This is a genomic window from Umezawaea tangerina (assembly GCF_003002815.1).
Classification (GTDB): Bacteria; Actinomycetota; Actinomycetes; order Mycobacteriales; family Pseudonocardiaceae; genus Umezawaea; species Umezawaea tangerina.
Genome location: NZ_PVTF01000003.1, coordinates 40,018 through 63,579 on the forward strand (window position 1 = coordinate 40,018; position 23,562 = coordinate 63,579).

The 23,562-nt window shown below is 70.3% G+C and carries 22 protein-coding genes; 15 read left to right on the forward strand and 7 right to left on the reverse strand.

From position 1 onward, the window contains the following. Positions 1-140 precede the first annotated feature (140 nt). Positions 141-509 (reverse strand): hypothetical protein, encoded by a 369-nt coding sequence (locus CLV43_RS10380; protein ID WP_106186911.1) that lies wholly within the window; start codon positions 507-509, stop codon positions 141-143. A 541-nt stretch (positions 510-1,050) separates the two neighbouring features. On the opposite strand from CLV43_RS10380, the gene CLV43_RS10390 reads away from it, so the two are divergent. The 6 genes from CLV43_RS10390 to CLV43_RS10415 all read left to right on the forward strand — a co-directional run bounded on the left by CLV43_RS10390 (position 1,051) and on the right by CLV43_RS10415 (position 6,640). Next, positions 1,051-1,899 carry a helix-turn-helix domain-containing protein gene (locus CLV43_RS10390; protein WP_106186913.1) on the forward strand — a complete coding sequence of 283 codons (849 nt, stop codon included), beginning with the start codon at positions 1,051-1,053 and terminating at the stop codon, positions 1,897-1,899. 20 nt (positions 1,900-1,919) lie between these two features. Next, positions 1,920-2,120, forward strand: coding sequence for a DUF397 domain-containing protein (locus CLV43_RS10395; protein ID WP_106186914.1), 201 nt, complete (start codon positions 1,920-1,922; stop codon positions 2,118-2,120). Positions 2,121-2,206: 86 nt separating this feature from the next. Beyond that, positions 2,207-2,536: a hypothetical protein gene (locus CLV43_RS10400; protein ID WP_106186915.1), complete on the forward strand. Its 330-nt coding sequence runs from the start codon at positions 2,207-2,209 to the stop codon at positions 2,534-2,536. Positions 2,537-2,653: 117 nt separating this feature from the next. After that, positions 2,654-5,593: a hypothetical protein gene (locus CLV43_RS10405; RefSeq protein WP_106186916.1), complete on the forward strand. Its 2,940-nt coding sequence runs from the start codon at positions 2,654-2,656 to the stop codon at positions 5,591-5,593. A 53-nt stretch (positions 5,594-5,646) separates the two neighbouring features. Beyond that, the gene (locus CLV43_RS10410; RefSeq protein WP_211304320.1) at positions 5,647-6,243 is read left to right on the forward strand and encodes a WhiB family transcriptional regulator; all 597 of its coding nucleotides are present in this window, start codon (positions 5,647-5,649) and stop codon (positions 6,241-6,243) included. 160 nt (positions 6,244-6,403) lie between these two features. After that, on the forward strand, positions 6,404-6,640 hold the full coding sequence (locus CLV43_RS10415) for a hypothetical protein (RefSeq protein ID WP_106186917.1): 237 nt from the start codon (positions 6,404-6,406) through the stop codon (positions 6,638-6,640). 80 nt (positions 6,641-6,720) lie between these two features. Here CLV43_RS10415 and CLV43_RS10420 read toward each other — a convergent pair whose 3' ends face one another. Next, a complete protein-coding gene (locus tag CLV43_RS10420; protein ID WP_106186918.1) occupies positions 6,721-7,389 on the reverse strand; it encodes a hypothetical protein in 669 nt (222 codons plus the stop codon). A gap of 86 nt (positions 7,390-7,475) precedes the next feature. Next, complete coding sequence (locus CLV43_RS10425; RefSeq protein ID WP_106186919.1) at positions 7,476-7,841, reverse strand: DUF6011 domain-containing protein; 366 nt, start codon at positions 7,839-7,841, stop codon at positions 7,476-7,478. 63 nt (positions 7,842-7,904) lie between these two features. Here CLV43_RS10425 and CLV43_RS10430 point away from each other — a divergent pair, with 63 nt between their 5' ends. The 3 genes from CLV43_RS10430 (at position 7,905) to CLV43_RS10440 (ending at position 9,596) form a co-directional block, all read left to right on the forward strand. Beyond that, positions 7,905-8,111 carry a type II toxin-antitoxin system Phd/YefM family antitoxin gene (locus CLV43_RS10430; protein WP_106186920.1) on the forward strand — a complete coding sequence of 69 codons (207 nt, stop codon included), beginning with the start codon at positions 7,905-7,907 and terminating at the stop codon, positions 8,109-8,111. Continuing rightward, positions 8,108-8,425 carry a helix-turn-helix domain-containing protein gene (locus CLV43_RS10435; protein ID WP_106186921.1) on the forward strand — a complete coding sequence of 106 codons (318 nt, stop codon included), beginning with the start codon at positions 8,108-8,110 and terminating at the stop codon, positions 8,423-8,425. The genes CLV43_RS10430 and CLV43_RS10435 overlap by 4 nt, the downstream gene beginning before the upstream one ends. 553 nt (positions 8,426-8,978) lie before the next feature. Then, the gene (locus CLV43_RS10440; RefSeq protein WP_106186922.1) at positions 8,979-9,596 is read left to right on the forward strand and encodes a DUF4232 domain-containing protein; all 618 of its coding nucleotides are present in this window, start codon (positions 8,979-8,981) and stop codon (positions 9,594-9,596) included. Here CLV43_RS10440 and CLV43_RS10445 read toward each other — a convergent pair. Further along, complete coding sequence (locus CLV43_RS10445; protein ID WP_106186923.1) at positions 9,584-10,576, reverse strand: CobW family GTP-binding protein; 993 nt, start codon at positions 10,574-10,576, stop codon at positions 9,584-9,586. The genes CLV43_RS10440 and CLV43_RS10445 overlap by 13 nt on opposite strands. A gap of 119 nt (positions 10,577-10,695) precedes the next feature. Between CLV43_RS10445 and CLV43_RS10450 the strand changes: the two genes are divergently transcribed. From CLV43_RS10450 to CLV43_RS10460, 3 genes are read left to right on the forward strand one after another with little or no spacing between them, the layout of a single operon-like run. Then, positions 10,696-11,301, forward strand: a complete 606-nt coding sequence (locus CLV43_RS10450; RefSeq protein ID WP_245886258.1) for a hypothetical protein — start codon at positions 10,696-10,698, stop codon at positions 11,299-11,301. 12 nt (positions 11,302-11,313) lie between these two features. After that, positions 11,314-13,449: a flotillin family protein gene (locus CLV43_RS10455; protein WP_106186924.1), complete on the forward strand. Its 2,136-nt coding sequence runs from the start codon at positions 11,314-11,316 to the stop codon at positions 13,447-13,449. Positions 13,450-13,456: 7 nt separating this feature from the next. Continuing rightward, the gene (locus CLV43_RS10460) at positions 13,457-18,295 is read left to right on the forward strand and encodes a DNA repair ATPase (protein ID WP_106186925.1); all 4,839 of its coding nucleotides are present in this window, start codon (positions 13,457-13,459) and stop codon (positions 18,293-18,295) included. Positions 18,296-18,693: 398 nt separating this feature from the next. Here the strand turns inward: CLV43_RS10460 and CLV43_RS47060 are convergent, their stop codons facing one another. Beyond that, the gene (locus CLV43_RS47060) at positions 18,694-19,191 is read right to left on the reverse strand and encodes a hypothetical protein (protein WP_146174725.1); all 498 of its coding nucleotides are present in this window, start codon (positions 19,189-19,191) and stop codon (positions 18,694-18,696) included. A gap of 158 nt (positions 19,192-19,349) precedes the next feature. Here CLV43_RS47060 and CLV43_RS10475 point away from each other — a divergent pair, with 158 nt between their 5' ends. From CLV43_RS10475 to CLV43_RS10485, 3 genes are read left to right on the forward strand one after another with little or no spacing between them, the layout of a single operon-like run. Further along, positions 19,350-19,832, forward strand: coding sequence for a YbaB/EbfC family nucleoid-associated protein (locus CLV43_RS10475; RefSeq protein ID WP_106186928.1), 483 nt, complete (start codon positions 19,350-19,352; stop codon positions 19,830-19,832). Then, on the forward strand, positions 19,829-20,140 hold the full coding sequence (locus CLV43_RS10480; protein WP_170155798.1) for a WXG100 family type VII secretion target: 312 nt from the start codon (positions 19,829-19,831) through the stop codon (positions 20,138-20,140). Before CLV43_RS10475 ends, CLV43_RS10480 begins: the two co-directional genes overlap by 4 nt. 10 nt (positions 20,141-20,150) lie before the next feature. Further along, positions 20,151-21,293 (forward strand): WXG100-like domain-containing protein, encoded by a 1,143-nt coding sequence (locus CLV43_RS10485; RefSeq protein WP_106186930.1) that lies wholly within the window; start codon positions 20,151-20,153, stop codon positions 21,291-21,293. On the opposite strand, the gene CLV43_RS10490 is transcribed toward CLV43_RS10485, so the two are convergent. Beyond that, positions 21,294-23,141 (reverse strand): hypothetical protein, encoded by a 1,848-nt coding sequence (locus CLV43_RS10490; protein WP_106186931.1) that lies wholly within the window; start codon positions 23,139-23,141, stop codon positions 21,294-21,296. A 2-nt stretch (positions 23,142-23,143) separates the two neighbouring features. Continuing rightward, positions 23,144-23,554, reverse strand: coding sequence for a PPOX class F420-dependent oxidoreductase (locus CLV43_RS10495; protein WP_106186932.1), 411 nt, complete (start codon positions 23,552-23,554; stop codon positions 23,144-23,146). Positions 23,555-23,562 lie beyond the last annotated feature (8 nt).

The window sequence follows — 23,562 nt, forward strand, 5'->3', positions numbered from 1 at the left end:
ATGCCGCTCTACCTGATAGGCGAACAGCGCACGTTGGCACTTTGCAATGAGCACGGCGTGGCCGTGGCCGGTCTGATGGCAGGGGATCGCGTGCGCTGCGCCGTCGCTGGGATCGACCCACCAGACGACGTCACCAGCCATCAGCCGCGACACCGCCCAGTAAGCCCAGGTAAATCGACATGTCCGCGCACACGGGAGGTAACGGTCGCATCGCCCATTCGTGACGCGGCTGAGTCCGGCGTCACCCGTGTGGCCGCGGCCATCCGTGCGGCCCAATCCTCTAGCCGGTCGGCCTCGCCCGCGCCGTGCGCGACCAGGCAGTCGAAGCACGCGGGGAGCCGGTATCCGTCCAGCGTCCGGAACGCCATCGCCTCGCGCCCGCACAACGCGGTGAGTACGCCCTCGTCGTCCGGCTCGACCGGCTCGGGGAACTGGTGCGCCTTCTCTTGGCCGAGGCCTTCGACGAACAGCCAGCGGTAGCCAGCCTTCGCGGCCGGTTCGCCGGTCACGACGCCCTCGCGTGGCGACCGGTGGAAGTGGTGTGCCCGGACCCGTCGAACGTCGGGGAGACCGACGGATCCGGGCACACCACACGCCGCCGCCGCACAGGCACTGGGAGCGCGCCCGCCTGCACGACAGCGGCAGCTTCAGGGTGAGCACGGCGGAACGCTCGAGCCTGCTGGCCGCCGTTGATGACGGCCACCCGCTCGGCGATCGGTCGGAACCGCGCGCGTCTCGCCTGCTGTTCGCGGACGACCAGCACGCTGGTCCACAGCACGACCGCCAGGGCTAATACGCCTATCACCGCGGGCACAGACATCGGGACATCTCCGGTCCTGAGGTGGGGACCCGGCCCGCGCCGGACGTTGTGACTGCAACCCTCGGCGCGGGACGGGCGCCTCCCCGTCGGCCGCTTGGCGGCTTGCCGGTTCAGCCTCACCACCGTAAATGTTGCACGCAACATTTGCATAGGCGCCCGATTGGGCGAACTCATCGAGCACGTCAGGTAATGCACACTGGGCGCCAGCGATCACCGAGGAGAGCGGGAGCATGGTGGAGGAGCAGAGCCCGTCCAGCTACAAGGGCCAGTTGGGCATGGAGTTGAAGCGGCTCCGTGAGGCTGCCGGGCTCGACTTCGAGGACGCCGCTCGCGTGCTGGGCTGCTCGGTCTCCAAGATCAGGACCATCGAGCGCGGACAAGTGTCGGTGAGGCCGACCGAGCTGCGCCCCCTGCTCGACGAGTACCGGGTGGGTCCCGCCGAGCGCGCCGACCTGGAGCACCTGGCCGAGCAGTCCCGGCGCCGCCGCCCGCGTACGCCGTGGGGTTCCGCCGTGCCGGACCGCCTACGACGGTTCTTCAACGCCGAGGAGACGGCGGCCGTCATCCGCGCCTACCAGCCGAACCTCTTGCATGGCCTGGTGCAGACCGAGGGCTACGCGCGGGCGGTGATCGAGACCAACTCGTCCGTGCCGCGTGGCGACGTCGACCGGTTGGTGCAGGCCCGTCTGGCTCGTCAGGCCCGGCTCACCTCGGAGCGCCCGCCGGAACTTCACCTGGTGGTCGACGAGCATGTGCTCCGGGCGCCGGTCGGCGGAGCGAAGGTGATGCGCGAACAGCTCCGTCATCTGGCCGCGCTGGCACGCCGCGGAGAGGTGCGGGTGCGCGTCATCCCGACCGGGGTCGGCGTTCACCCCGGCACATCGAGCCCTTCGTTCATGGTGCTCTCGCCGCCGAGCCGACCGAACATCGTCTACGTCGAGACGCTCACCGACGGCCTGTTCGTGGATGAGCAGGAGAGGCTTGCCCGGTACGAGACGGTCATGGTCGAGATGCAGGCGCTCGCGCTCTCGGAGGCGGACTCGCTCCTGCTGGTGGATACGGTTGCAGCGGCATTGTGACTGCAACCAAGGAGCGAACCATGATCGATCGCGAGGGGGCGAGATGGAGAAAGTCCAGCCGGTCAGGCGGGGCTTCGGGTAGCTGCGTCGAGGTGGCGTGGAACGGTCAGGGCCGGGCGTTCAGGGACTCGAAGAACCCTGCCTCCGGTGAGCTGACGTTCGACGACGACACCGCTCGGCGGTTCCTCGCCGCGGTGAAGGCTGGCCAGCTCAACGGCTGACCGCAGCTCGAGGCGGCCCCGGCGCGCACTGCGTCGGGGCCGTTCTGCTGCTCTCGACGTGACACGGGGGACGCACCGTTGCGGACGTGAACAGCACTGAGCTACCGGACGGCCCCGAACGCGAGGCGCACTTCAAGGTCGAGGCCGCGCGAAGGGCTGGTGTCAGCCTCGACGCCGTCCACGCCATGTCCCCTGTGGACATTCAGGTGAGCACGATCCTCTTCAACGCCGTCGGCGCGCTCCGCAACCTCTCCATCGAGGCGACCCAGGCGGGCGAGGAGCCCGACCTCGTCATTCCCCAGACCATCGACCAGCTCAACGCGATGAACCCGATCTACGTGCACGAGCAGGTCCACCAGGCCGCTGCGAGCCTCTTGGGTCCGCAGCCGCCGACCACAGGGCAGAACGACGGCTGACGCGGCGCGCTCACTTCGCGACCACAGGCGCGTCACGCGCTGGTCAATGCCCTGGAATCTGTTGCGATATCAGAAGGTTTGCCCTTGCGAGTGACACGCGCCGCTGATCGTTAGCCCGTGTCGACCACGACCGGCCACATCAAGGCCATCATCACTGCGGACAACGCGCAGTACATGGCCAAGAGCCGGGAGACCCGGACCGACGCCAAGACCCTCAAGGCCGACGTCGAGCGGCAGAAGCCGAAGATCGACGCGGACGAGAAGCCGTTCGTCGCCGCGATCGCCCGCGCCGAAGCCGCCCAGGCCGGGCTGACCGACAAGCTGAAGAAGACCGTCGCCGACCTCCAGGTCCAGGTCTCGAAGGCCGGTGACGCCGAAGCCAACGCGCTCGGCCGGGTCAGGGTCGCCCAGGCCCAACTCGACGCGGTCCGGGACCAGGCCAACGCCCCGGCCGAGCGGCTGGCCGCCGCCGACGAGCGCCTCGCCGCGGCCCAGCGCGCTCTCGCGCAGGCGCAGCAGCGCACCATCACGGTCACCCAGCGCCACGCCGACGCGAACGACAAGCTCGCGGCCGCTACTGCCGCGGCCGCCGACGCCACCGAGGAATCGGTCGAGGTCAACAAGAAGGCCGCCGACTCCCACGACAAGGCCGCCAAGTCGGCCGGTGACCACGCGAAGACGATCGCGAAGGTCGCGGGCGCGATGCTGGGCGCCAACGCGGCGATGCTGGTGGGTGCGGTTGCCGCCGGCGCTGCGGTCGGGGTGTTGCCGGTGGTGGCGGTCGCCGCGGCGGCGGTGCTGCTGTCGTCGAACGCGAAGGTCCGCGACTCCTACGCAGACCTCGCTGACGGGGTGGTGACCGAGGCGCGGGCGATGGCGGCCCCGCTCGAGGACGACTTGGTGCGGGCCTCGGACGATCTGGCGGCGTCGTGGAAGCGACTTCGCCCGGAGATGTCCTCGATCTTCAAGGACTCCCAGCCTGCGGTGCGCGAGCTCACCCGCGGGGTGACCGAGTTCGCGGAGAACGCCGTGCCGGGCATGGCCACCGCGGTGTCCCGTTCCGAGCCGGTGATGGTCGGCTGGCGCAAGTTCCTGTCCGATACCGGCCAGGGCTTCGGCGACTTCTTCCGCAACGTCTCCACGGACACGGAGTCGACGGGCCGGAACCTGGCGGCGTTCGGCGACATCCTGCGCTCCACCCTGGGTGGGGTCGGCACCCTGCTCCAGACGATCAGCTCGAATTTCGCCCCGTACGCGGACGACTTCGCCCGCGTCTGGGAGAAGATCATTAGCGTCGTCACGAAGTTCACCTCTGGTGCGCTCCCGCCGCTGATGTCGTCGCTCGGGGTGGCGCTGGACGTGCTGGGCGCGGTGCTCGGCGTGGTCGAGCCGATCGCGGACGAGCTCGGCACGCTGACCGGGGTGGTGTTGTCGGCGGCGGCCGCGTGGAAGGTGTACACGGCCGCGATCGCGCTGGTGTCGAAGATCCCGCTCACGAGCGCGCTGACCACATCGGCGGCGGCCGCGGCTCCAGCGGGCGGGATCCTGTCCCGGCTTGGGCTGGGCGCGGGCGCGGCGGCTGCGGGCACGGGTGCGCTCGCGGGCGCGACGTCGGCGCTGGGCATCAGCCTGGCCGCGACGGGCCTGATCATGGGCGCGTACCTGTTCGAGCAGCAGAAGGTCGACCAGTTCGCGGACGAGTTCGTGATGGGCATCACCAAGGGTGGTGAAGCCGCGCAGAACGTGATGGACAAGTACAAGAACTTGTCGGCCAGCATCGCGGACCTGACGGCGAAGCGGGACGCGTGGAACGCCACCGACGAGGCGAAGCAGCTCGGCGGCGACGACGCCATCGGCGGCCGCATGAACGACGAGATCCATGCGATGCAGGAGAACGTCGACGCCGCGAAGAAGGCGTGGGACGACTACCTCGCGTCCGTAGGCCCTGTGGAAGCCGCACAGGGCCGACTGAACCTCGCGATCGCCCAGTACGGCAAGGACAGTCCGCAAGCGACTGCTGCCGCCGAGGCCTACCGGGGGGCGGTGGCCAAGCAGGAGGCTGCGTCCCGTGACGCCGCAGACGCGGTGAAGACGCACACCGACCGCATGGCCGAGAACCTGGCCATGACGCGGCAGGCCGCAGGCGCGAGCCTGGACTACGACGCCGCGCTGCTCGGCCTGGAGACGGCGCAGAAGAACCTGAACGACGCGGTCGCCCAGCACGGCCCGACGTCGCTGGAGGCCCGCACGGCGGACAACGCCTACCAACAGCAGCTCTTGGCGACGGTGGACGCGATCGGCGAGAAGGTCGCGGCCGAGAACGCTCACAAGTCCGCGGCCGAGATCACCACCCTCGTGACCCAGGCCGAGTACGCCGAGATCCTGCGACTGGCCGGGGCCGCGGGGGACAACGCCCCGGCCGCGCTCCAGAAGATGATCAGCAGCATGGACGGCGCTGCGCTGGCGGCGATGGGCGTGACGGTGAAGGTCGACGAGACCGGCCAGGCGATCCTCACGATGCCCGACGGCAAGCAGATCAAGATCGACGGCGACAACGCCGCGGCGATGCGCGCCATCCAGGAGGTCAACGACAAGGCGGTCTTCGACAAGACGCTCTACATCAACGCGGTGGACCGGGCGTCCTCGAAGATCGCCGCGAGCAACGGCGTCGGCGGCATGAACGACGGCGGTTGGGTTCCAGGCAACGGCCCCGACAAGGACGACCGGATGGTGCCGCTGACGTCTCGTGAGTTCGTGGTCAACCGGCGCGCCGCGGCGAAGTGGGGGCCGTTCCTAGAGCAGATCAACTCGGCGAACGGCGGCGACGTGAAGATGCCGGACTCGGGTCTGCCGGACGCGGCTGCTCTCGCCCTGTTCGGGGCTCAGGTGCCAGCTACTCGCATGCCGGTGGACTCGACGTCTTCGCGTAGCAGCAACAACGCCACGACCCCGGTGCAGCCGAGGGTCTACAACATCACCTTGAACTCGATGAGAACGCTGCCGTCTCCGCAGGAGTTGAGGAACGTGCTCCGGGACTTGGAGATGATGTACGGCTGACGGTCCGGCCAGCTAGTAGCCCTGCCCTGACTCCCGCCGAACTGGAGGAGCCGTTGACCGCCCTCGTCGACCCCCCGCGCTCCGTGCACTACCTCGACGCGGGCAGTGCCGAACGCATCCCGCGCGAAGTCCCCGACTGGCACGAACGCGGTGCCTGCCGGGCGTTCCCCGAACTGGACCGGCGCGAGGTCATCGACGCGTCCGGTCGAGTGCTCCAGCCCGCGTTCAACGCCTGGCACGACGCCAGACCAGGCACTGCTGCTGACCTCGCCGCGCGCGTCATCTGCGCGGGCTGTCCGGTCCGGCTGGCCTGCGCGATCGGCGCCCTAGAGCGCGGCGAGCGCTGGGGCATCTGGGGCGGCCTGGACTACGCCGATCGCAAGGACGTCGCCGCGGCGTTCGGCTTCCCGCGGCCCGGTGACCCGCCCGAGCACGGCACGAACTCGCGCCGGGTGAAGTGGGGGTGCGTGTGCGTCGACTGCAAGGCCGCGCACGCCCTGTACGAGGCCGAGCGCCGCGCCAGTTCCCGAGCGCGGCGCGGTGCCGCGCTGCTCGTGGTCGCAGACCCGCCCGAGCAGGCTCTCAGCATCGGGCTTGACCTGAACACGTACCGGCGCCGGACACGTCGGCGTGCTGGGCGCCGCCGCTAGCCTGCGCTGCGCCTGAACCTACGCGGACACCAACCACCGGTACTACCGACGACAGGGTCGCCAGCGCTGAGCGTGACCGGGAACGTCGGGGGTGCATGCTTTGCTCTTGGGACCAACTAGCGCCACCCCGCGGTGCTGGTCATCCCACAGGAGTAACCGCATGTTCAAGATCACTGTTGACACGAGCGGCCTCGACGACGTCTTTGATCAGATCGCACAGCAGATCAGGTCCGCGCTTGAGCCTGTTGCTCGCGACTATGCCGGCAAGCCGATCGACGAGGTGAGGCCCGCGGTCGCTGCGGCTCTCGCTGGTGCGGGTGTGTCCGGCGAGGATGCCGTGGAACAGGTCACCGCGTCCATCAGCGCTGGCGAGGACGTGAGGATCAACCTCAGCTGAGCACGGCTAGACCGGCCCCCGCTTGGTTAGGGCGGGGGCCGGTCGCAGTTCCCCTAGGTGGAGCCGTCTCCTGGTGCCGGTCACGCCGTCTGGCGCGACCCGTTCTTGTTCGCCTGCTCGGCGAGGTCGGCCGCGGCGAGCAGCTGCGCGGCCAGCGCGCGGGCGCCCGCGGGGGTCAGTTCCTGCGGGTCCTGGGCGCGACCGCCGATCAGGTGGCCGACCGCGACGACCGCGGGGGTGGTGCCGAGCGCGTCTTGGAAGCGGTCCACGGACACGCTCAGCCTCTCGTCGCGGCCCACGATGCCGTGCAGGTCGACAGCGCCCACGGTGGTGCGGCACACGTCGCCGACGGCGCTGTGGCTGTGGCTGTACTCGCAACCGGGCAGGCACGCGGCGGTGCCGGCGCTCGGCTGCACGAGGCGTAGGTTCGCCCGCGGGGTCTCGTGCGGCTTGTTCGGCACGGTCACGGGTGCGGGCGCCGGGCGGACCTCGGCGACCTCGCTGCGGACCACGGCGAGCTGCGGGCGCTGGGGGCTGAGCGCGGCCATGCCCTGCGCGATGATGTCGAGCAGGCCGCCCTCGTCGTCGAGCTGACTCTCGGCGACGACCACGGAGCCGCGCTCCAGGTCGACGTAGGCGGGGACGTCGTTCAGGTTGCGGTCGACGATGATCGTGATGGACTCTCGGCTGTTGAGAGCCGTGGACCAAATCGGCTGGCGACGTGCGTGCGGCGGTACGCTGGACCTCACGGCCAACACCTCCTTGAGGGTGGTTGGTCTAGGCCCTCGGCGGTGGTAGGACACCGTTCGGGGGCCGCTTTGCGGTTGGGGGAAGGTCAGGCAGCGGCGAGGATCGTCGCGGCGATGCGGTGGTAGCAGGCGTGCTTGGCCTTGAGGCCAGCGGCGCAGTTGCAGGCCTGCGGGGCGGTCAGGTAGGTGCTGGCACCGTCGGTGGACACCACCCGGAAGACCCTGCGGGCGCGGATGGCGACGATGCCGCCGTCGGCGATCAGCTCCTCGGCCTTCGCGACTTGGGCGGGCTTGAAGGTGGCGACCGCGGCGGTCTTCGCGGCGGCGGCGATCTTGGCCTTGCAGGTGCGGCCGTAGCCGTCGGTGATGGACTTCGCCGAGGTGAGCTTGCGGCCGCAGCGGGTGCACTTGGCGGTGGCGGTGGCGGCGGGGGCTGCGGTGTCGGTGTCCATGTGGAGAACCTTACAGAACTTACAGACTTGACGCAATGGACAGTCTGTAAGAACCTTACAAACATGACGGGACCCCACTCCAGCCTCAGCATCCAAGACTTCCGGACGAAACTCGCCGACAACATCGCCCAGGTTCAGTACGCCGACGCCCACATCGAGGTCACCAAGCACGGCAAGCCGGTCGCCCACGTCGTCAGCCCCGAATGGTTCGAGCGAGCCCAGGCCGCCCTTGCCGCTGCTCCACAGGACGCGCCGGCCCCCCAGGAGTGAGCGCGACCCCGGTATCCGGCTGGTGGCCCTTCGTACGCGACCAGCTCGACCAGAAGAACTGGAACGGCGCCGACTTCCAGCGCGCCAGTGGCATCAGCCGATCGCGCCTTGTCAGCTGGGAGGACGGCGCGGCACCGACTCTCGACCTGATCCGGACAACCGCCGACGCCTTCGAGGTGCCCGTGGTGACGGCCTACGTCGCCGCGGGCTTGCTCACCGCGGCAGACCTCGAGGTGCCCGCGCCTCTGCCAGTCGACCTCACGGCGGTTGGCCACGGGGCGCTGCTGCGCGAACTCGAACGGCGGCTTACGTAGCGCCGCCACCTCACCAATGCGAGCGCCCCCCGGCCGGGTTGGCTGGGGGGCGCTCATGTTCGGGATGGGGGACCGAGGGGAGCCCGCCGGTTCCACTTGAGGGGATCGGCGGGCGACAGGTTACGACAGCCTGTTAACGCCTCTACCAGCGCAAACGGTTAGCTCTGATCCTTTCCGTCGGTTTCCGACGGGAAACCACGGGCACTTTTAATCCGCGGGTTCGGGGTTCGATCCCCCGGCGGCCCACCGGAGTTGTGGCAGTGCCACCCCACGGGGGCGGAAACCGGATGACGGTTTCCGCCCCTTTTTGGTTTGCCGGATTTCGGTGGTGGGTAAAAGGGCAGAGCAGATTTGTGCAAGCGGTACGGGCATTCGAGACGCCCGAGCGGTTTTGCTTATGCACTTGCGGGTCGTTGAGCTGCGTAAACGTCTGAACGACGAATTACACCCCAAGAGGTTGTGCGGTGTGGTCCACATCACTTCCAGGCATCCTGGCGGGGGTCTTGGACATCCTCTAAGCACAAGTTCGAAGTGATGCCAAAGGGGAGAAGCAATGCGCAGCAACATGGTTCTCAGGGGTTCCGCCGCGATCGTGGCCGTGGCGGCCGTCGCCGCCGTGTCGGCCTGCGGGACGGCCGGTTCGGGGGGTGCGGGGCAGACGCAGACGCACGGGCCCGCCGCCACGACGTCGTCGACCCCCAGCAGCGGTGCGGAGTCGCTGACCGGCAAGTCGGGCGGGGCGACGGAGTCGAGCGCGGCCGCGACGGACGACTGCAAGCAGGTGACGGTGTCGGTCGGGGAGCCGCTGCCGTCGGACAAGACGCAGTCGAAGGTGGAGCTCACGCTGGCGAACTCCGGGTCGACCACCTGCGTGCTGCGCGGCTTCCCCGGCGTGCGGCTGGGCGGCAAGGACGGCCTGGCCTGGGACCTGGGGCGCACGAACGACCCGGTGGTGCCGCTGACGCTGCCGCCCGGCGGGGTCGCCACCAGTGACCTGACCTACCTGCCCACGGCCGACGCGTCCGGCTGGGAGGTCGCCTCGCTGCTGGTCACGCCCCCGAACACCGCCGACACCCAGGCCTTCGAGTGGACGCTGGGCAAGGTCGTCCTCCAGGACGGTGCGACGCACCCCGGCACCTACGTCGGCGCCGTCCGGCGTCAGGCGGGCTGAGCCCGCAGGTAGCGCAGGACGTCGAGCATGCTCTGGGGCTCCGCGGGCACCTCGGTGGTGCAGGCCTCCAGGCGGGCGGTGATGGACTCGGCGTCCAGGTCGGTGCCGATCATGACGAGCTGGGTCGTGGACCCGCCCGTGGTCGGTTCGAAGCGGAGGTAGTCGCCCACGGTCTGCAGGGTGTAGCGCTGGTGGTGGTCCGGCGCTCCGAAGTGGACGCGGCCCTTCATCCGGTACAGGCCCGCCGGGCGGTCGTCGAGGAAGTCCATGAACCGCCGCGGGTGCACCGGGGTGCCGGTGGTGAACTCGACGCTCCCGTAGAGCGCGTGCACGTGGTCGTCGTGCGGTTCCGCCAGGTCCTCGAAGGACAGTTGGCCGAACTTCCGCTCACGGGGCCGGGTGTCGAACAGCAGTGCCGGGTCGACGCGGGCGTGGTCCGCCTCGACCACGGGGGTGCCGGGGGTGTGCGTCCCCACCTCGCGGCGCAGGGCTGCCAGGTCCTCGGCGCGGTCGACCTTGTTCAGCACGACCAGGTCGGCGAGGCGCAGGTGCTTGAGCAGCTCCGGGTGGCGGGAGCTGGTGGCGGCGAACTCGGCGGCGTCGACCACCAGCACGAGACCCCCGTAGGCCAGCCGCGGGTTCTCGGTGGCCAGCACCATCTTGACCATGGCCTCCGGCTCGGCGAGGCCGCTGGCCTCGATCACGATGACGTCGATGCCCGTCGCGGGCCTGGCGAGGCGGGCGAGCATCTCGTCCAGGTCCGAGGCGTCCACGGCGCAGCACAGGCAGCCGTTGCTCAGCGAGATGGTGGAGTCGACCTGCCCCGCGACGGCCATGGCGTCGACGTTCACGCTGCCGAAGTCGTTGACCAGGACCCCGATCCTGGTGCCGCCCGCGGTGGCGAGCAGGTGGTTGAGCAACGTCGTCTTGCCGGAGCCGAGGAAGCCCGCGACGACGACCACCGGGATCTGCTTGGCCATCCACCCATGCTATCCGCGGCGCCCGCGCAGGGTGACCGGCTGACTACTTCGCCGAAAACCCGGCGAACCGCGAGGTCAGGCGTTTAGAGTCCAATCAAGACGGCTCGAGCTGCGGAGGGGTGTTGGGGGAGTTCATCGCAACGGCGTTCGGCTACCCGACGGCGTTCCTCAGCGTGCTCCTCCTCGTCGTCGTCCTCTACTGGCTGCTGGCCGCGGTCGGCGTGCTCGACGGCGACGGGGGCGAGGTGGGTGGCCTGGAGGGCGTGCTCGCCGGGCTCGGTGTCGACGGCGTGCCCGTGACCGTCGTGCTGTCGCTGGTGACCGCCTTCTCCTGGTTCGCCTGCCTCGGGGGCTCCGTGCTGCTCAACGGGTTCGACCTGTCGTCGCCGCTCACGATCGTGGTCGGCCTGGTCGTGCTGCTGGTCGCGCTCGTCGTCGGCGTGCTGCTCACCAGGCTGCTGGCGTGGCCGGTGCGCAAGCTGTTCCCGAACCCGCCGCAAGCCTCCCGCAACGACTTCATCGGACGCCCGTGCGTGATCCGCACCGGCACCGTGACGCAGACCTTCGGCCAAGCCGAGGTGACGGCGTCCGACGGGTCGTCCGCCGTCGTCCAGGTGCGCCAACCCGGCCAGGACCCCCTGGTCGCGGGGAGCACCGCACTGATCTTCGACTACGACGGCGACGGCGAGTTCTTCTGGGTCGCGCCGCTCGACCCGAACCTCTAGGGGGTTTCTGCCATGGGTGTGATCACCACGGGTTTCGGCATCCTGATCGCCGTTGTCGTGTTCGTCGTCCTCGTCTTCCTGTTCATGGTCAGCAGGCTGTTCCGCAAGATCGAGCAGGGCAAGGCGCTGATCGTCTCCAAGGTGCGCAAGGTGGACGTGACGTTCACCGGTGCCGTGGTCCTGCCGGTGCTGCACCGGGCCGAGATCATGGACATCTCGGTGAAGACGATCGAGATCAAGCGCGCGGGCAACGAGGGCCTGATCTGCCAGGACAACATCCGCGCCGACATCCGGATCACGTTCTTCGTGCGGGTCAACAAGACCGTCGAGGACGTCATCAAGGTCGCCCAGGCGATCGGCACCGCCCGCGCCAGCGACGAGCACACCCTCCAGGAGCTGTTCAACGCCAAGTTCTCCGAGGCGCTCAAGACCGTCGGCAAGCAGCTCGACTTCGTGGACCTCTACACCAAGCGCGACGAGTTCCGCGACCAGATCATCCGCGTCATCGGCACCGACCTCAACGGGTACAGCCTGGAGGACGCGGCGATCGACTTCCTCGAGCAGACGCCGATGTCGCAGCTCGACCCGGCGAACATCCTGGACGCGCAGGGCATCCGCAAGATCACCGAGCTGACCGCGATCGAGCACGTGCGCACCAACGAGTTCCAGCGCAGCGAGGAGAAGGAGATCACCCGCCAGAACGTCGACGCGCGGGAGGCGATCCTCGAGCTCCAGCGCAGGCAGGCGGACGCGGAGACCAAGCAGAAGCGCGAGATCGAGACGATGCGCGCCCGCGAGGAGGCCGAGACCGCGAAGGTGCAGGCCGAGGAGCGGTTCAAGGCCAGCAGCGCGCACCTGCGCACCGAGGAGCAGCTCGGGATCCAGGACCAGAACAAGTTCCGCGAGATCGCCGTGGCGGAGAAGAACCGCGAGCGCGTGATCGCGATCGAGACCGAGCGGATCGAGAAGGACCGCCAGCTGGAGGTCATCGGCCGCGAGCGCGAGACGCAGCTGGCGAGCATCTCCAAGGACAAGGAGCTCGAGGGTGAGAAGCGCAACATCGCCGAGGTGATCCGGGAGCGCATCGCGGTCGAGAAGACCGTGGCCGAGCAGGAGGAGAGCATCAAGCGCCTCCGCACGGTCGAGGAGGCCGAGCGCTTCCGCCAGACGACCGTGATCCACGCCGAGGCCGAGGCCCAGGAGGGCCTGGTCAAGGACATCAAGGCCGCGGAGGCCGCCGAGCAGACCGCGAAGCACAAGGCGCGCGAGGAGCTGACGCTCGCCGAGGCCCGCCAGCAGACCGCCGAGCTGGAGACCCGCGCGAAGATCCGGCTGGCCGAGGGCACGCAGGCCACCGCCGCCGCCGAGGGGCTGGCCAAGGTGCAGGTCAGGGAGCGCGACGCCGAGGCGATCGAGAAGGTCGGCCGGGCGGAGGCCGTGGTGGCGCGGGAGAAGCAGCTCGCGCAGGCCGAGGGCGCCGAGAAGGTCGGCATGGCCGAGGCGGCCGTGTCGCGCGAGAAGCAGCTCGCCAACGCCGAGGGCGCCGAGAAGGTGGGCATGGCGGAGGCCGTGGTCGAGCGGGAGAAGGCGATGGTCGCCGCCGCCGCGATCCGCGAGAAGCTCAAGGGCGAGGCGGAGGGCCTGTCCGACAAGGCCTCCGCGATGAACGCGCTGGACGACGCGACCCGCGGCCACGAGGAGTACCGGCTGCGGCTGGAGGCCGAGAAGGAGATCCGCCTCGCCGGGCTCGGCGTGCAGCAGAAGGTCGCGGAGTCGCAGGCCTTCGTGCTGGCCGCGGGGCTGGAGAAGGCCGACATCGACATCGTCGGCGGCGAGAGCATGTTCTTCGACCGGGTGGTCGGCGCGATCACGATGGGCAAGAGCGTCGACGGGTTCGTCGAGCACTCCGACGTCGCGCAGAGCCTGGCGGGCCCGTGGCTCAACGGCTCCGCGGACTTCACCCAGGACATCACCAGGGTGCTCGGGTCGTTCGGCACGAACGACGTGCAGAACCTGACCGTGTCCGCGCTGCTGATGCGGCTGATCTCCACCGGTGGCCCGGACTCGGGAAAGCTGACGGAGCTGCTGGACACCGCGAAGAAGCTCGGACTGGCCGAGCGCCCGGTCGCCGCCCTCGCGGCGAAGTGACCCGCCGGTGACCGCCACGCAGGAGGGCACCGCACCCGCTTCCCCCGGGCTCGACGCGGGCACCTACGAGGTGCTGCGGGCCCGGCTCGCCGAACAGGCCGCCGGGCTCGCCCGCCGCGCCGAGGAGCTGAACGCCGAACGCCTCCGGGTGTTCGGCGGGGCCGAGCTGCGGCTCATCGGCACCGAACGCATCCGGACCGCGAACAACTGCGTTCCCAGGGACTGCATTCAGGTCGGTGGCCTGATGCTGTTCGGGTACAACGTGTTCATCGGGCTCAAGCCCGAGACGACCGTGGACGACGTGTTCTCGCTGCACCGGTTCACCCGCGACGGCGAGGCGTTCCGGTTCGAGGACGCGGGCCCCGACGAGCTGCCCGGCCTGCTGCGCGACCCGGCGTTCCTGCGCGACTTCGCCGAGCTGTACCGGTACTACCGCGACACCCGGCTGCTCCAGCTGCGGCGGGTCGAGGGCAAGGTGCTGGCGGTGTTCCAGACCGGTGCCCGCACCGAGGACATCCGGGTGCTGCGCTGGCAGGTCGGCACCGACGGCTCGGTGTCCTACGTGGACAACCGGGGCGAGCGCGACCACGTCTTCCCGCCGTCGCACGACTTCGAGTGGACCACCACGGTCCGCGAGAACCACGTGCTGGGCCGCCACCCGCACATCTCGATCGAGGACGAGGTGTTCGTCGAGACGGTCGGCGGCGACCTCACGGTCAAGGTGGAGAACAACACCGAGACCGGCGAGGGCGTCTACCGGGAACCGGTGGACGAGCCGTTGCAGAGCCTCGCCGACGCGGACGTCGCGTACGCGCGGGTCGGCTCGCTGATCCTGCTGCGGGTCCGGCCGTACAACGAGACCGCGTGGCGGCACCTGGTCTTCAACACCCGCACCAAGGCCGTCGTGCGGCTCGACGGCATCGGCCAGGCGTGCCAGCGGCTGCCCGAGGACCAGGGGCTGATCTTCCCCGGCGGGTACCACCTGGAGACCGGGGTCGGCAAGACCTTCGACACCGAGGTGGACGACCTCGAGTTCGAGCGGGTGATCCGCTCCACCAACGGCGAGGACGTGCTCTACGTCTTCCACGCCCGCGGCGACGGCCGTTCGCTGCTGCTGCCCTACAACGTGATCCGCAAGGAGGTGGCGACGCCGATCCCGTGCCACGGCTACTCGCTGTTCGACGACGGCACGCTGGTCGTGTTCCGCGCCGCGTCGGACGAGCCCACGCGGGTGCACCCGATGCAGGTGTGGCAGACGCCGTACCTGTCCGACACCTACGCCGCCGCCCAGCCGATCGGGACCGGGCCGCTGGACCGGGTCGGCAACGCCGACCTGGTGCGCGGCATCTCCGACTGCCTGTCGGTGTCGCGGATGGTCGGCGAGATGGCGCCGTCCGCCCCGGTGTTCGAGGCCCTGATCGCGGCCTGCACGCGGGCGTTCGACCACTACCACTGGCTCGGCGAGGCCGACCTCGGCGACCTGGGCACCCCGTTGTCGCAGGTGCGCGCGACGGCCGAGCAGGTGCTCGACGAGTTCGAGACCGTGCAGGCGTTGACCGACCAGGCCGCCGCGGCGCTGGAGGAGGCGAACACCCGGATCGCCTCCCTGGTCCGGCAGCAGCGCGGTGACACGCCGAGCACCGCCGACGCGTGGGTGCGCAGGCTCGCCGACCTGCGCAAGGCGCAGGGCAGGCTCGTCACGCTGCGGGAGCTGCGCTACGTCGACCTGGCGCGGATCGACGCGCTGGTCGCGGACCTCGACGAGGAGCTGGGCACGTCGGCGCAGCGCGCGGTCGCGCACCTCCAGCGGGAGGACGCGTTCACCGGCTACCACGCCGAGATCGACGAGCTGGTCGTGAAGGCGGACGCCATCGCGACGGTCGCCGAGGCCAAGCCGGTCACCGAACGGCTGCTCGAGCAGTCCCAGGGGCTGGAGGTGCTGACCGAGGTCGTCAGCTCGCTCGACATCGCCGACGCCACCGTGCGGACCGGCATCCTGGAGCGCATCGGCGAGGTGCTCGGCGGCATCAACCGGGCACGGGCCACTGTGGACGGTCGCCGCAAGCGGCTGCTCGACAGCGAGGGGCGCGCGGAGTTCGCCGCCGAGTTCGCGCTGCTGGGCCAGGCCGTCACCGGCGCGCTGGCCGTGGCGGACTCGCCGCAGCGCTGCGACGAGCAGCTGGGCAGGTTGCTGCTCCAGCTGGAGAACCTGGAGTCGCGGTTCAGCGACTTCGACGACTTCCTGGCCGAGCTGGGCGCGAAGCGCACGGACGTCTACGAGGCGTTCTCCTCGCGCAAGCAGGCGCTGCTGGACGAGCGCGCCCGCCGGTCGGACCGGCTGGTCGACTCCGCGGACCGCATCCTGGCCAGCGTCACCCGTCGGGTCGCCACGCTCGCGTCGCTGGACGACGTGAACACCTACTTCGTCTCCGACCCGATGGTCGCGAAGCTCCGCAGCGTCGTGGCCGACCTGCGGGAGCTCGGCGACCAGGTGCGCGCCGAGGAGCTGGAGGGCAGGCTCCTCGCGGCGCGGCAGGAGGCCGGGCGGTCGTTGCGCGACCGGCTCGACCTGTTCACCGACGGCGGCGAGACGATCAGGCTGGGCAGGCACCGGTTCGCGGTGAACACCCAGACCGTGGACCTCACGCTGGTGCCGCAGGACGGCGCGATGTCGTTCGCCATCACCGGGACCGACTTCCGCGAGCCCGTCACCGACCCCGACTTCGCCGCCACCAAGCCGTTCTGGGACCAGCTGCTGGTGTCGGAGTCGACCGGGGTCTACCGCGCCGAACACCTGGCGGCGGCGATCCTCGCCGGTCACGACGACCCGAAGGCGCTGGTCGAGGCCGATCTGCTCGACGTCGTGCGGCGGGCCGCGGAGTCCCGGTACGACGAGGGCTACGAACGCGGCGTCCACGACCACGACGCCGCTCGCGTCCTGGAGGTCCTGCTCCGCCTGCACGCCGGCGCCGGTGTCCTGCGCTACCCGCCGACGGCCCGCGCCAACGCCCAGCTGTTCTGGGCGTTCGAGGCGGACGACGACCTGAAGCACGCGTGGACCCGCCGCGCGACCTCGTTGGCCCGCGCCCGCACGGTGTTCGGGCGGTCGCGGGCCATCGACGCGCTGGCCGAGGAGATGGGCGCCGCCATCGGGGACGCGCTCGCGGGCGAGTACCTGTTCGAGGAGCTGGCCACCGGGCAGCAGGGGTTCGCGACCAGCGCCGCCGCGCGGTCGCTGCTCGAAGGCTTCCACCGCGCGCTGGGCAGCCGCCACGAGTACGACGAGGACCTCCGCTCGGTCGACCTGCCCGCCCGCCGCCAGCTCGTCGAGGCCTGGCTGGGCGTGTTCCTCGGCGACCAGGGCTCGCCGGACCTGCCGGAGGCGGTCGCCCTGGAGCTGTGCCACGACCTGCCGCGCTACGACTCGTCGGCCGAGCTGACCGGCGTCGTCGACGGCCTGCTCGGCACGCACCCGCGGATCGTGGACCGGAGGCTGGAGTTCCGCGTCGACGAGCTGCTGGCCAGGACCAGGGCGTTCCGGCTGGAACGGGTGCCCGCGTTCCGCGCGTACCTGCGGCAGCGCAACGAGTTGGTGGCCCGCAAGAAGAAGGAGCTCCGGCTGGAGGAGTTCCAACCGAAGGTCATGAGCGCGTTCGTCCGCAACAGACTGCTCGACGAGGTCTACCTGCCCCTGATCGGCGACAACCTCGCCAAGCAGCTCGGCGCCGCCGGTGACGCCAAGCGCACCGACCAGATGGGCCTGCTCCTGCTCATCTCCCCGCCCGGCTACGGCAAGACGACGCTCATGGAGTACGTCGCCAACCGCCTCGGCCTGATCTTCGTCAAGGTCAACGGCCCGTCACTCGGCCACGACGTCACCTCCGTCGACCCCGCCGAGGCGCCCAACGCCACCGCCCGCCAGGAGATCGAGAAGATCTCGTTCGCCCTGGAGATGGGCAACAACGTCCTGCTGTACCTGGACGACATCCAGCACACCTCACCGGAGCTGCTGCAGAAGTTCATCTCGTTGTGCGACGCCCAGCGCCGCATGGAAGGCGTCTGGAACGGCGGCACCCGCACCTACGACCTGCGCGGCAAGCGCTTCGCCGTCTGCATGGCGGGCAACCCCTACACCGAGTCCGGCCACCGCTTCCGCATCCCCGACATGCTCGCCAACCGCGCCGACGTCTGGAACCTGGGCGACGTCCTCTCCGGCCGCGAAGACCTCTTCGCGCTCAGCTACGTCGAAAACGCCCTGACGTCCAACCCCGTCCTGGCCCAACTCTCCACAAGGGACAGACGGGATGTCGAGCTCCTGGTCCGACTCGCCCACGACGACGACACCGTCCGCCCCGACCAGCTCACCCACCCGTACTCCTCGGTCGAACTGGACCAGGTCCTCTCGGTACTGCGCAAACTCATCCGCGCCCAGGAGGTCGTGCTCGCCAACAACCAGGCCTACATCACCTCCGCCGCCCAGTCCGACGCCTCCCGCACCGAACCCCCGTTCCGCCTGCAGGGCTCCTACCGCAACATGAACAAACTCGCCGAACGCATCGTCCCCGTCATGAACGACGCCGAACTCTCCGCCATCATCGACGACCACTACGCGGGCGAAGCCCAAACCCTCACCTCGGGCGCTGAGGCAAACCTGCTGAAACTGGCAGAACTGCGCGGCACCCTCACCAAGCAGCAAAAGGAACGCTGGACCGAGGTGAAAACCGCCTACCTCCGCTCCCAAGCCCTAGGCGGCTCCTCAGACGACCCGATGAGCCGCGCAGTAGGCGCCGTAGGCCTACTGGCAGACCGCGTGGGCACCGCAATCGACCGCCTCGCAAACCAATAACCCAACCCCACCAACCAGCTTTGTCCGACGCGCAGCAAGGATGCCTTCCCTGTCCGACGCGCAGCGAGGATGCCTTCCCTCCGATGGCGCAGCCGAGCACAACACCCCACTGGGCGCAGCCCGGCTCCGCGCATCCGGCGCGGAGCGCCTGGGGCCTTGTCCGCAGCGCAGCAAGGATGCCTGGTCCGACGGCGCAGCCGAGGATGCCCTGTCAGGCGCAGCCTGATGCCCCCGAAACCCACCCTTCCCCCACGCACCCCGCCGAAAAACCATCTCTATGCCCACTCCTGCTTGTCAAGACAGCTTCACCGTCTTGACAAGCAGGAGTGGGCATAGAACACTCGGCGACCGGGGTGCCCCACGTTCCCCAGACCCCGCGCCCCCAACGCGAACCCCCATCACCGATCCCCCACCCCACAACCAATCCCATCCCGGTTGAAGTCCAGCTCATGCCGGTCCTCCCCCACCACCTCAACCCTCCGAACCCCGTGCCCCCTCAACCAGTCGCACTCGTCCACCAGCATCGGGAACAACCACGGCACGCACAGCCCATCGCTCTGGTAGTCCTCATCGCACCCCCCCAACTCCTCCAGCCAAGGCGGCACCCGACCCCCGGGCTTCACCGGCGGCTTCGGATCCGGCTTGGGATCCGCCGTCCGAACCTCAGTGGTCTCCACAGGGGGAGGCGGCGGAGGAGGCGGAACAGTAGTAGGCCCCACCCCCACCACCCCGGTCGTGAACGTCGCGCTCAGCATCGGTTCGGGCCCGAAGCTCCCCTGGACCTGGCGGACGTCGACCGGCATCGGGCCGCCGGAGAGCACGAGGGCACCGATCATCGACCCGCCGATCAGCACGGCCCCCGCGATGGCGAGGACCCGGCGTCTGCCAAAGATCATCCCAGATGCACCCGCTCACCGATTCCACGCCCACGGCGCCACGTGGAATCGCCGCGAACGGTGAAGGCGTTACCGATTGGGCCAATCGGAGTGTGGGGGGATGGGCTTTGCGTGACAATCGGACGAACGCCGACCCGATCCCGTGATGAGAGGTCTCCATGAACGATCCCGCCCAGCGAGCGGCGCTCGAAGCCCGCAACGCGGCTCTGCGCACCCAGGTCGACTCGATGCTGGCCAACCTCGAACGCCAGACGTCCGCTTTGCGCGACGCCCAGGCGGAGGCCGTGTCGAAGACCGGCAGCGCGACGTCGCAGGACGGGCTCGTGCAGGTGGTCGTGAACGCGGCGGGCATCGTGACCGATGTGAAGTTCGCCCCCGCGGCCTTCGAGCGCAGCACGCCCGACAAGCTCGCCCAGTCCGTGGTGCGGGTCGTCCAGGCCGCGGCGGCGGACGCGCGGCGGCAGGCCGACGCGGCGATGGCGCCGTTCCAGCAGAACGTGCCGGACCTGCCCGACCTGTTCCCCGGCGCGCCGTCGCTGAAGGACCTGGTGCCCACCCCGCCCGCCGTGCCGGTGGCCCCGCCGAAGCGCCCGGACGACGACGAGCCCCGTGACTCCCTGATGGACAGGAACGACTGGTGACAGGTTTCGAGGTAGACCCCACGGCCCTGCGTTCGGCTTCGCCGAAGTTCTCCTCCACCGGCGACAAGCTCGCCGACGCGTGGGACGCGCTGCGTTCGGTCATGGACGCCGAGGGCACCTGCTGGGGCAACGACGAGGTGGGCCAGAAGTTCGCCCAGGGCTACACGCCCGCCGCGGACACCGCGCGCCAGGCGTTCCCCGGTATCGCGGAGGCCATCCAGAACATCCGGACCGAGCTCGACGACACCGCCACGACCTGGGAGCAGTCCGACCTGGGCAACGCGCGGTCGTTCGGCGCGCAGGGCTGAGGGGGCGCGCATGGGCATCGAGATTCCCGGAGCGGTCGAGTGGCTGGTCCCGATCGTGGTCGGCGCCGACTGGCCCGAGGGCGACGAGACGGCGCTGCGCAGGCTGAGCGAGGCGTGGACGGCCGCGGGCACGGCGGTCGGCGAGGTCGTGCAGGAGGGCAACGGCGCGTCCACGGCCGTGCTCGGCTGCATGACCGGCGCGACCTCGGAGGCGTTCGACAAGTACTGGAAGCAGTTCGTCGAGGGTGACGCCTACCTCGTCAACCTCCAGCAGCTCTGCACCGACCTGGCGTCGGGCTGCGACGACGCCGCGCTGAACATCGAGTACACCAAGCTCAGCATCATCGCGGCGCTGATCATCCTGGCGGCCCAGATCGCGGCCATGATCGCGTCCGCGGTGGCCACGTTCGGCGCGAGCACAGCCGGTGTCCCGATCGCGCAGGCCGCGACCCGGATCACCGTGCAGATGTTCTTCCGCGAGCTGATCAAGCAGATCGCCATCAACGTGGCCATCAACGTCGGCGTCGACCTGGCGATCCAGGGTGGGCAAGCGCTTGCGGGCAACCGCAAGAGCTGGGACGCGGGCAAGACCCTCGACGCGGGCATCGCCGGTGTGGCCGCGGGTGTCGCGGGCGGCACGGTCGGGGCCCTGTCGAAGGGGATCGGCACCACCACCAGCAGCTTCGTCCAGGCCGCCGGTCGCGGCGCGGTCGAAGGCGCGATCGGCGGTGCGGGCGGCAACGTCCTGAACAACTTCGCGCACGGCAAGTTCGGCCTGGAGGACACGCTCGGCGCCGTGGTGTCCGGGGCGTCCTCGGGCAGCGTCGGCGGTGCCGTGGGCGGCATGTCCAACCGGCACGGCGGGCTGACCGACACCTGGGGCACCGGCACGTCGCCCGACGGGACGACGACCGCGGGTGCCAACACCCAGGGCCACACCTACCAGACGCCCGACGGTGCGACCGTGCGGGCGAACGTGCCCGGCAACCCGTACAACGGCGGCTGGGGCTCGGGCAACGCCCAGCACATCCCCGGTGACGGCGGGCCGAACAACGTCAACGACGCGCACGACGACGACTACGAGGTCAAGACCTCCGCGAACCCGCCGCGGATGGTCGGCGACCTCGACCTGCCCGACCCGCCGAGGCGGTAGCTACACCCAGGGCTGATAGCCCAGGACCGGGGCGTGGTCCGGACGGACCTCGCCCCAGTCCGGGCTTCCGGGTGGCAACGAGTGGTGCTCGGCCTCGCGCATGCGCGGCCGGATGCGCGCCCAATCGACCAGCGCGATCACCGCGATCACCGCCGCCACGAGTCCGGGCACGAGCATCGGGGCCGCGGGGAGCAGCAGGAACGCGAAACCGCCCGCCACGGCCGCGACGAACAGCCGCCAGCCGGGGATCCTGGCCTGCACCCCGCCGCCGCTCGTCCTGGTCACCGCCCACGCGCGCAGCCGGTGCCAGCCGTCGAGGTCCAGGTCGTCCGGCGGTGCGGGGGCCGCGTTGGCCGCTCGTGCCTTGACCAGTTCCGCGATGAGCCTCAGCTCGGGTGTCGGCAGGAGCCACTGCTGGGGCCCGGCCACGACCCGCAGCCAGGTGGAGTCGAAGACCGCGTGCCCGAGGCCGCCGGGCGACTGCCACCTCCCCGCCTCGGGTGCCGTTCGCACGCCGCACTGCACCAGGCCGAGGTCGGTCAGCCACAGAGCGAACTGCGGCACGCCGTGGGTCTTGCGCACCAGGCGGTCCTCCTGGACGAACAGCCGCTCACCGCTCTGGAGCTTGAACGGCACCTCGACACCGCTGCCGCCCAGGTCGGTGCCGCGCCAGTTCGTGAACACCGCGCCCGCGAGCCGCCCGAGCACCGGGCACAGCACGAGTGCCAGTGCGAACAGCCACTGCCGCTGGACCACCAGCCACATCAGCGTCACCGGCACCGGCAGGAACGCCACCCTGCCCCACACCCGCGGCACCCGCAGGTTGCACAGCCAGGCCACGATGGCCACACCGATCCACGCCAGGAAACCGGCTGTCGCCGAGGTGGCCAGCAGCAGCGCGAGCGGAAGCCCCGCCACCCCGACCAGCGCCGGCGGTGCGGCGATGAGCCAGCGGGCGGTGAGTCCCGGACCGGTCGGCAGCGGCTCGTCCGGCCCGCGGACCGCGTAGACCTTCGGTCCGACCGGGTCCGGTGCGGGCAGCACCTCGGCGACGTGGGTGTCGAGCACCACCTCGGGCCGGTCGACCCGCGACGGCAGCGCCCGGCCGGTCCGGGCGCGGACCAGCTCGGCGAACGCCTCCGCCTTCACGACCGGCAGCACCTGGTCCTCCGCGCCGATGCGCACGACGACCACCTCGCCCGAGGGCACCGACTCGCTCGGACCGTTGCGCAGCACGGCCCACGGCGCCTCGTCCGGGACGGCGGCGCGCACCCCGACGGACGTGATGTCGTCGAGCCGGATGGCCTTCCACGGCACGCTGCCGAGCTTCGCCCCCGGCGGGAGCTCCTTCGGCTCGGTGGCGCCCCGCTGCAACCAGACCTCCAGCGCCTCGTCCGTCACGACGACGGAGTCGTTGCTCCAGAACGACTTCCGCACCGCCCGCGTCGGGAAGCTCACGTGGTGCGGCGTGCCGCCGAGGGTGGCGGGCGCCGCGGACGTCACCGCGCGGTGGGCGAGCCACGCGCAGAACGCGGGCGGCAGCGGCAGGAGGACGTAGACCAGGATGTTCAGGGCCGGGTTGAGCCCGAGCGGCCGCAGGTGGACGACGATCGCCGCCGTCGCGCCCATCGCCTGGACCGCGGCGGTGAACAGCGACACCGCGGGCCAGCGGTGGGACCTGTAGCGGTTGCGCGCGCCGAACCACGCCAGCGCGAACAGCGGGGCGACGGCGAGCACGGCCGGGACGAGCATGTCCGACTTCTCCGTGGCCAGCAGCGGCAACGGGAGCGCGGCGTAGAGCAGGTGGATCGCGAGGGTGAGGACCAGCAGGAACCGGGGGAGCAGCATCGTCAGCCGCTCCGGTCCGGGCCCGCGCGGTGCGGGGTCACGCGCAGCAGGACGCGCCGCTCGGACTCCATCGCCGCCCGGTACTCGTCCCAGTCCGGGTGCTCGCCCGACACCAGGCGGTAGTACTCCACGAGGCCGTCCATGGCCTCCGGCAGCGGCACGACCTCCGCGGTGCCCTCGATCTGGATCCACTGGCCGAAGAACTGGTCGGGCAGCACGCACAGCCAGACGCGGGGGTCGTTGCGCAGCTGGCGCACCTTGTACGCCGTCTCGCGGGTGCTGAGCAGCAGGTCGCCCCGGTCGTCGACGGCGACGAGCACCGGTGACATCTGGGGGCTGCCGTCGGAACGGGTCGCCGCGAGCACCGCGCGGTGGTGGCCGCGGATGAACTCCCGCGCCTCATCGAGATCCATGCGCACAT

Excerpts from the sequence above, each read along its gene's own strand:
- CLV43_RS10390 (WP_106186913.1), top strand. The coding sequence starts at position 1,051 with ATGGTGGAGGAGCAGAGCCCGTCCAGCTACAAGGGCCAGTTGGGCATG.
- CLV43_RS10395 (WP_106186914.1), top strand. The coding sequence starts at position 1,920 with ATGATCGATCGCGAGGGGGCGAGATGGAGAAAGTCCAGCCGGTCAGGC.
- CLV43_RS10415 (WP_106186917.1), top strand. The coding sequence starts at position 6,404 with ATGTTCAAGATCACTGTTGACACGAGCGGCCTCGACGACGTCTTTGAT.
- CLV43_RS10425 (WP_106186919.1), bottom strand. The coding sequence starts at position 7,841 with ATGGACACCGACACCGCAGCCCCCGCCGCCACCGCCACCGCCAAGTGC.
- CLV43_RS10430 (WP_106186920.1), top strand. The coding sequence starts at position 7,905 with ATGACGGGACCCCACTCCAGCCTCAGCATCCAAGACTTCCGGACGAAA.
- CLV43_RS10440 (WP_106186922.1), top strand. The coding sequence starts at position 8,979 with ATGCGCAGCAACATGGTTCTCAGGGGTTCCGCCGCGATCGTGGCCGTG.
- CLV43_RS10445 (WP_106186923.1), bottom strand. The coding sequence starts at position 10,576 with ATGGCCAAGCAGATCCCGGTGGTCGTCGTCGCGGGCTTCCTCGGCTCC.
- CLV43_RS10455 (WP_106186924.1), top strand. The coding sequence starts at position 11,314 with ATGGGTGTGATCACCACGGGTTTCGGCATCCTGATCGCCGTTGTCGTG.
- CLV43_RS47060 (WP_146174725.1), bottom strand. The coding sequence starts at position 19,191 with ATGATCTTTGGCAGACGCCGGGTCCTCGCCATCGCGGGGGCCGTGCTG.
- CLV43_RS10475 (WP_106186928.1), top strand. The coding sequence starts at position 19,350 with ATGAACGATCCCGCCCAGCGAGCGGCGCTCGAAGCCCGCAACGCGGCT.
- CLV43_RS10485 (WP_106186930.1), top strand. The coding sequence starts at position 20,151 with ATGGGCATCGAGATTCCCGGAGCGGTCGAGTGGCTGGTCCCGATCGTG.
- CLV43_RS10490 (WP_106186931.1), bottom strand. The coding sequence starts at position 23,141 with ATGCTGCTCCCCCGGTTCCTGCTGGTCCTCACCCTCGCGATCCACCTG.
- CLV43_RS10495 (WP_106186932.1), bottom strand. The coding sequence starts at position 23,554 with ATGGATCTCGATGAGGCGCGGGAGTTCATCCGCGGCCACCACCGCGCG.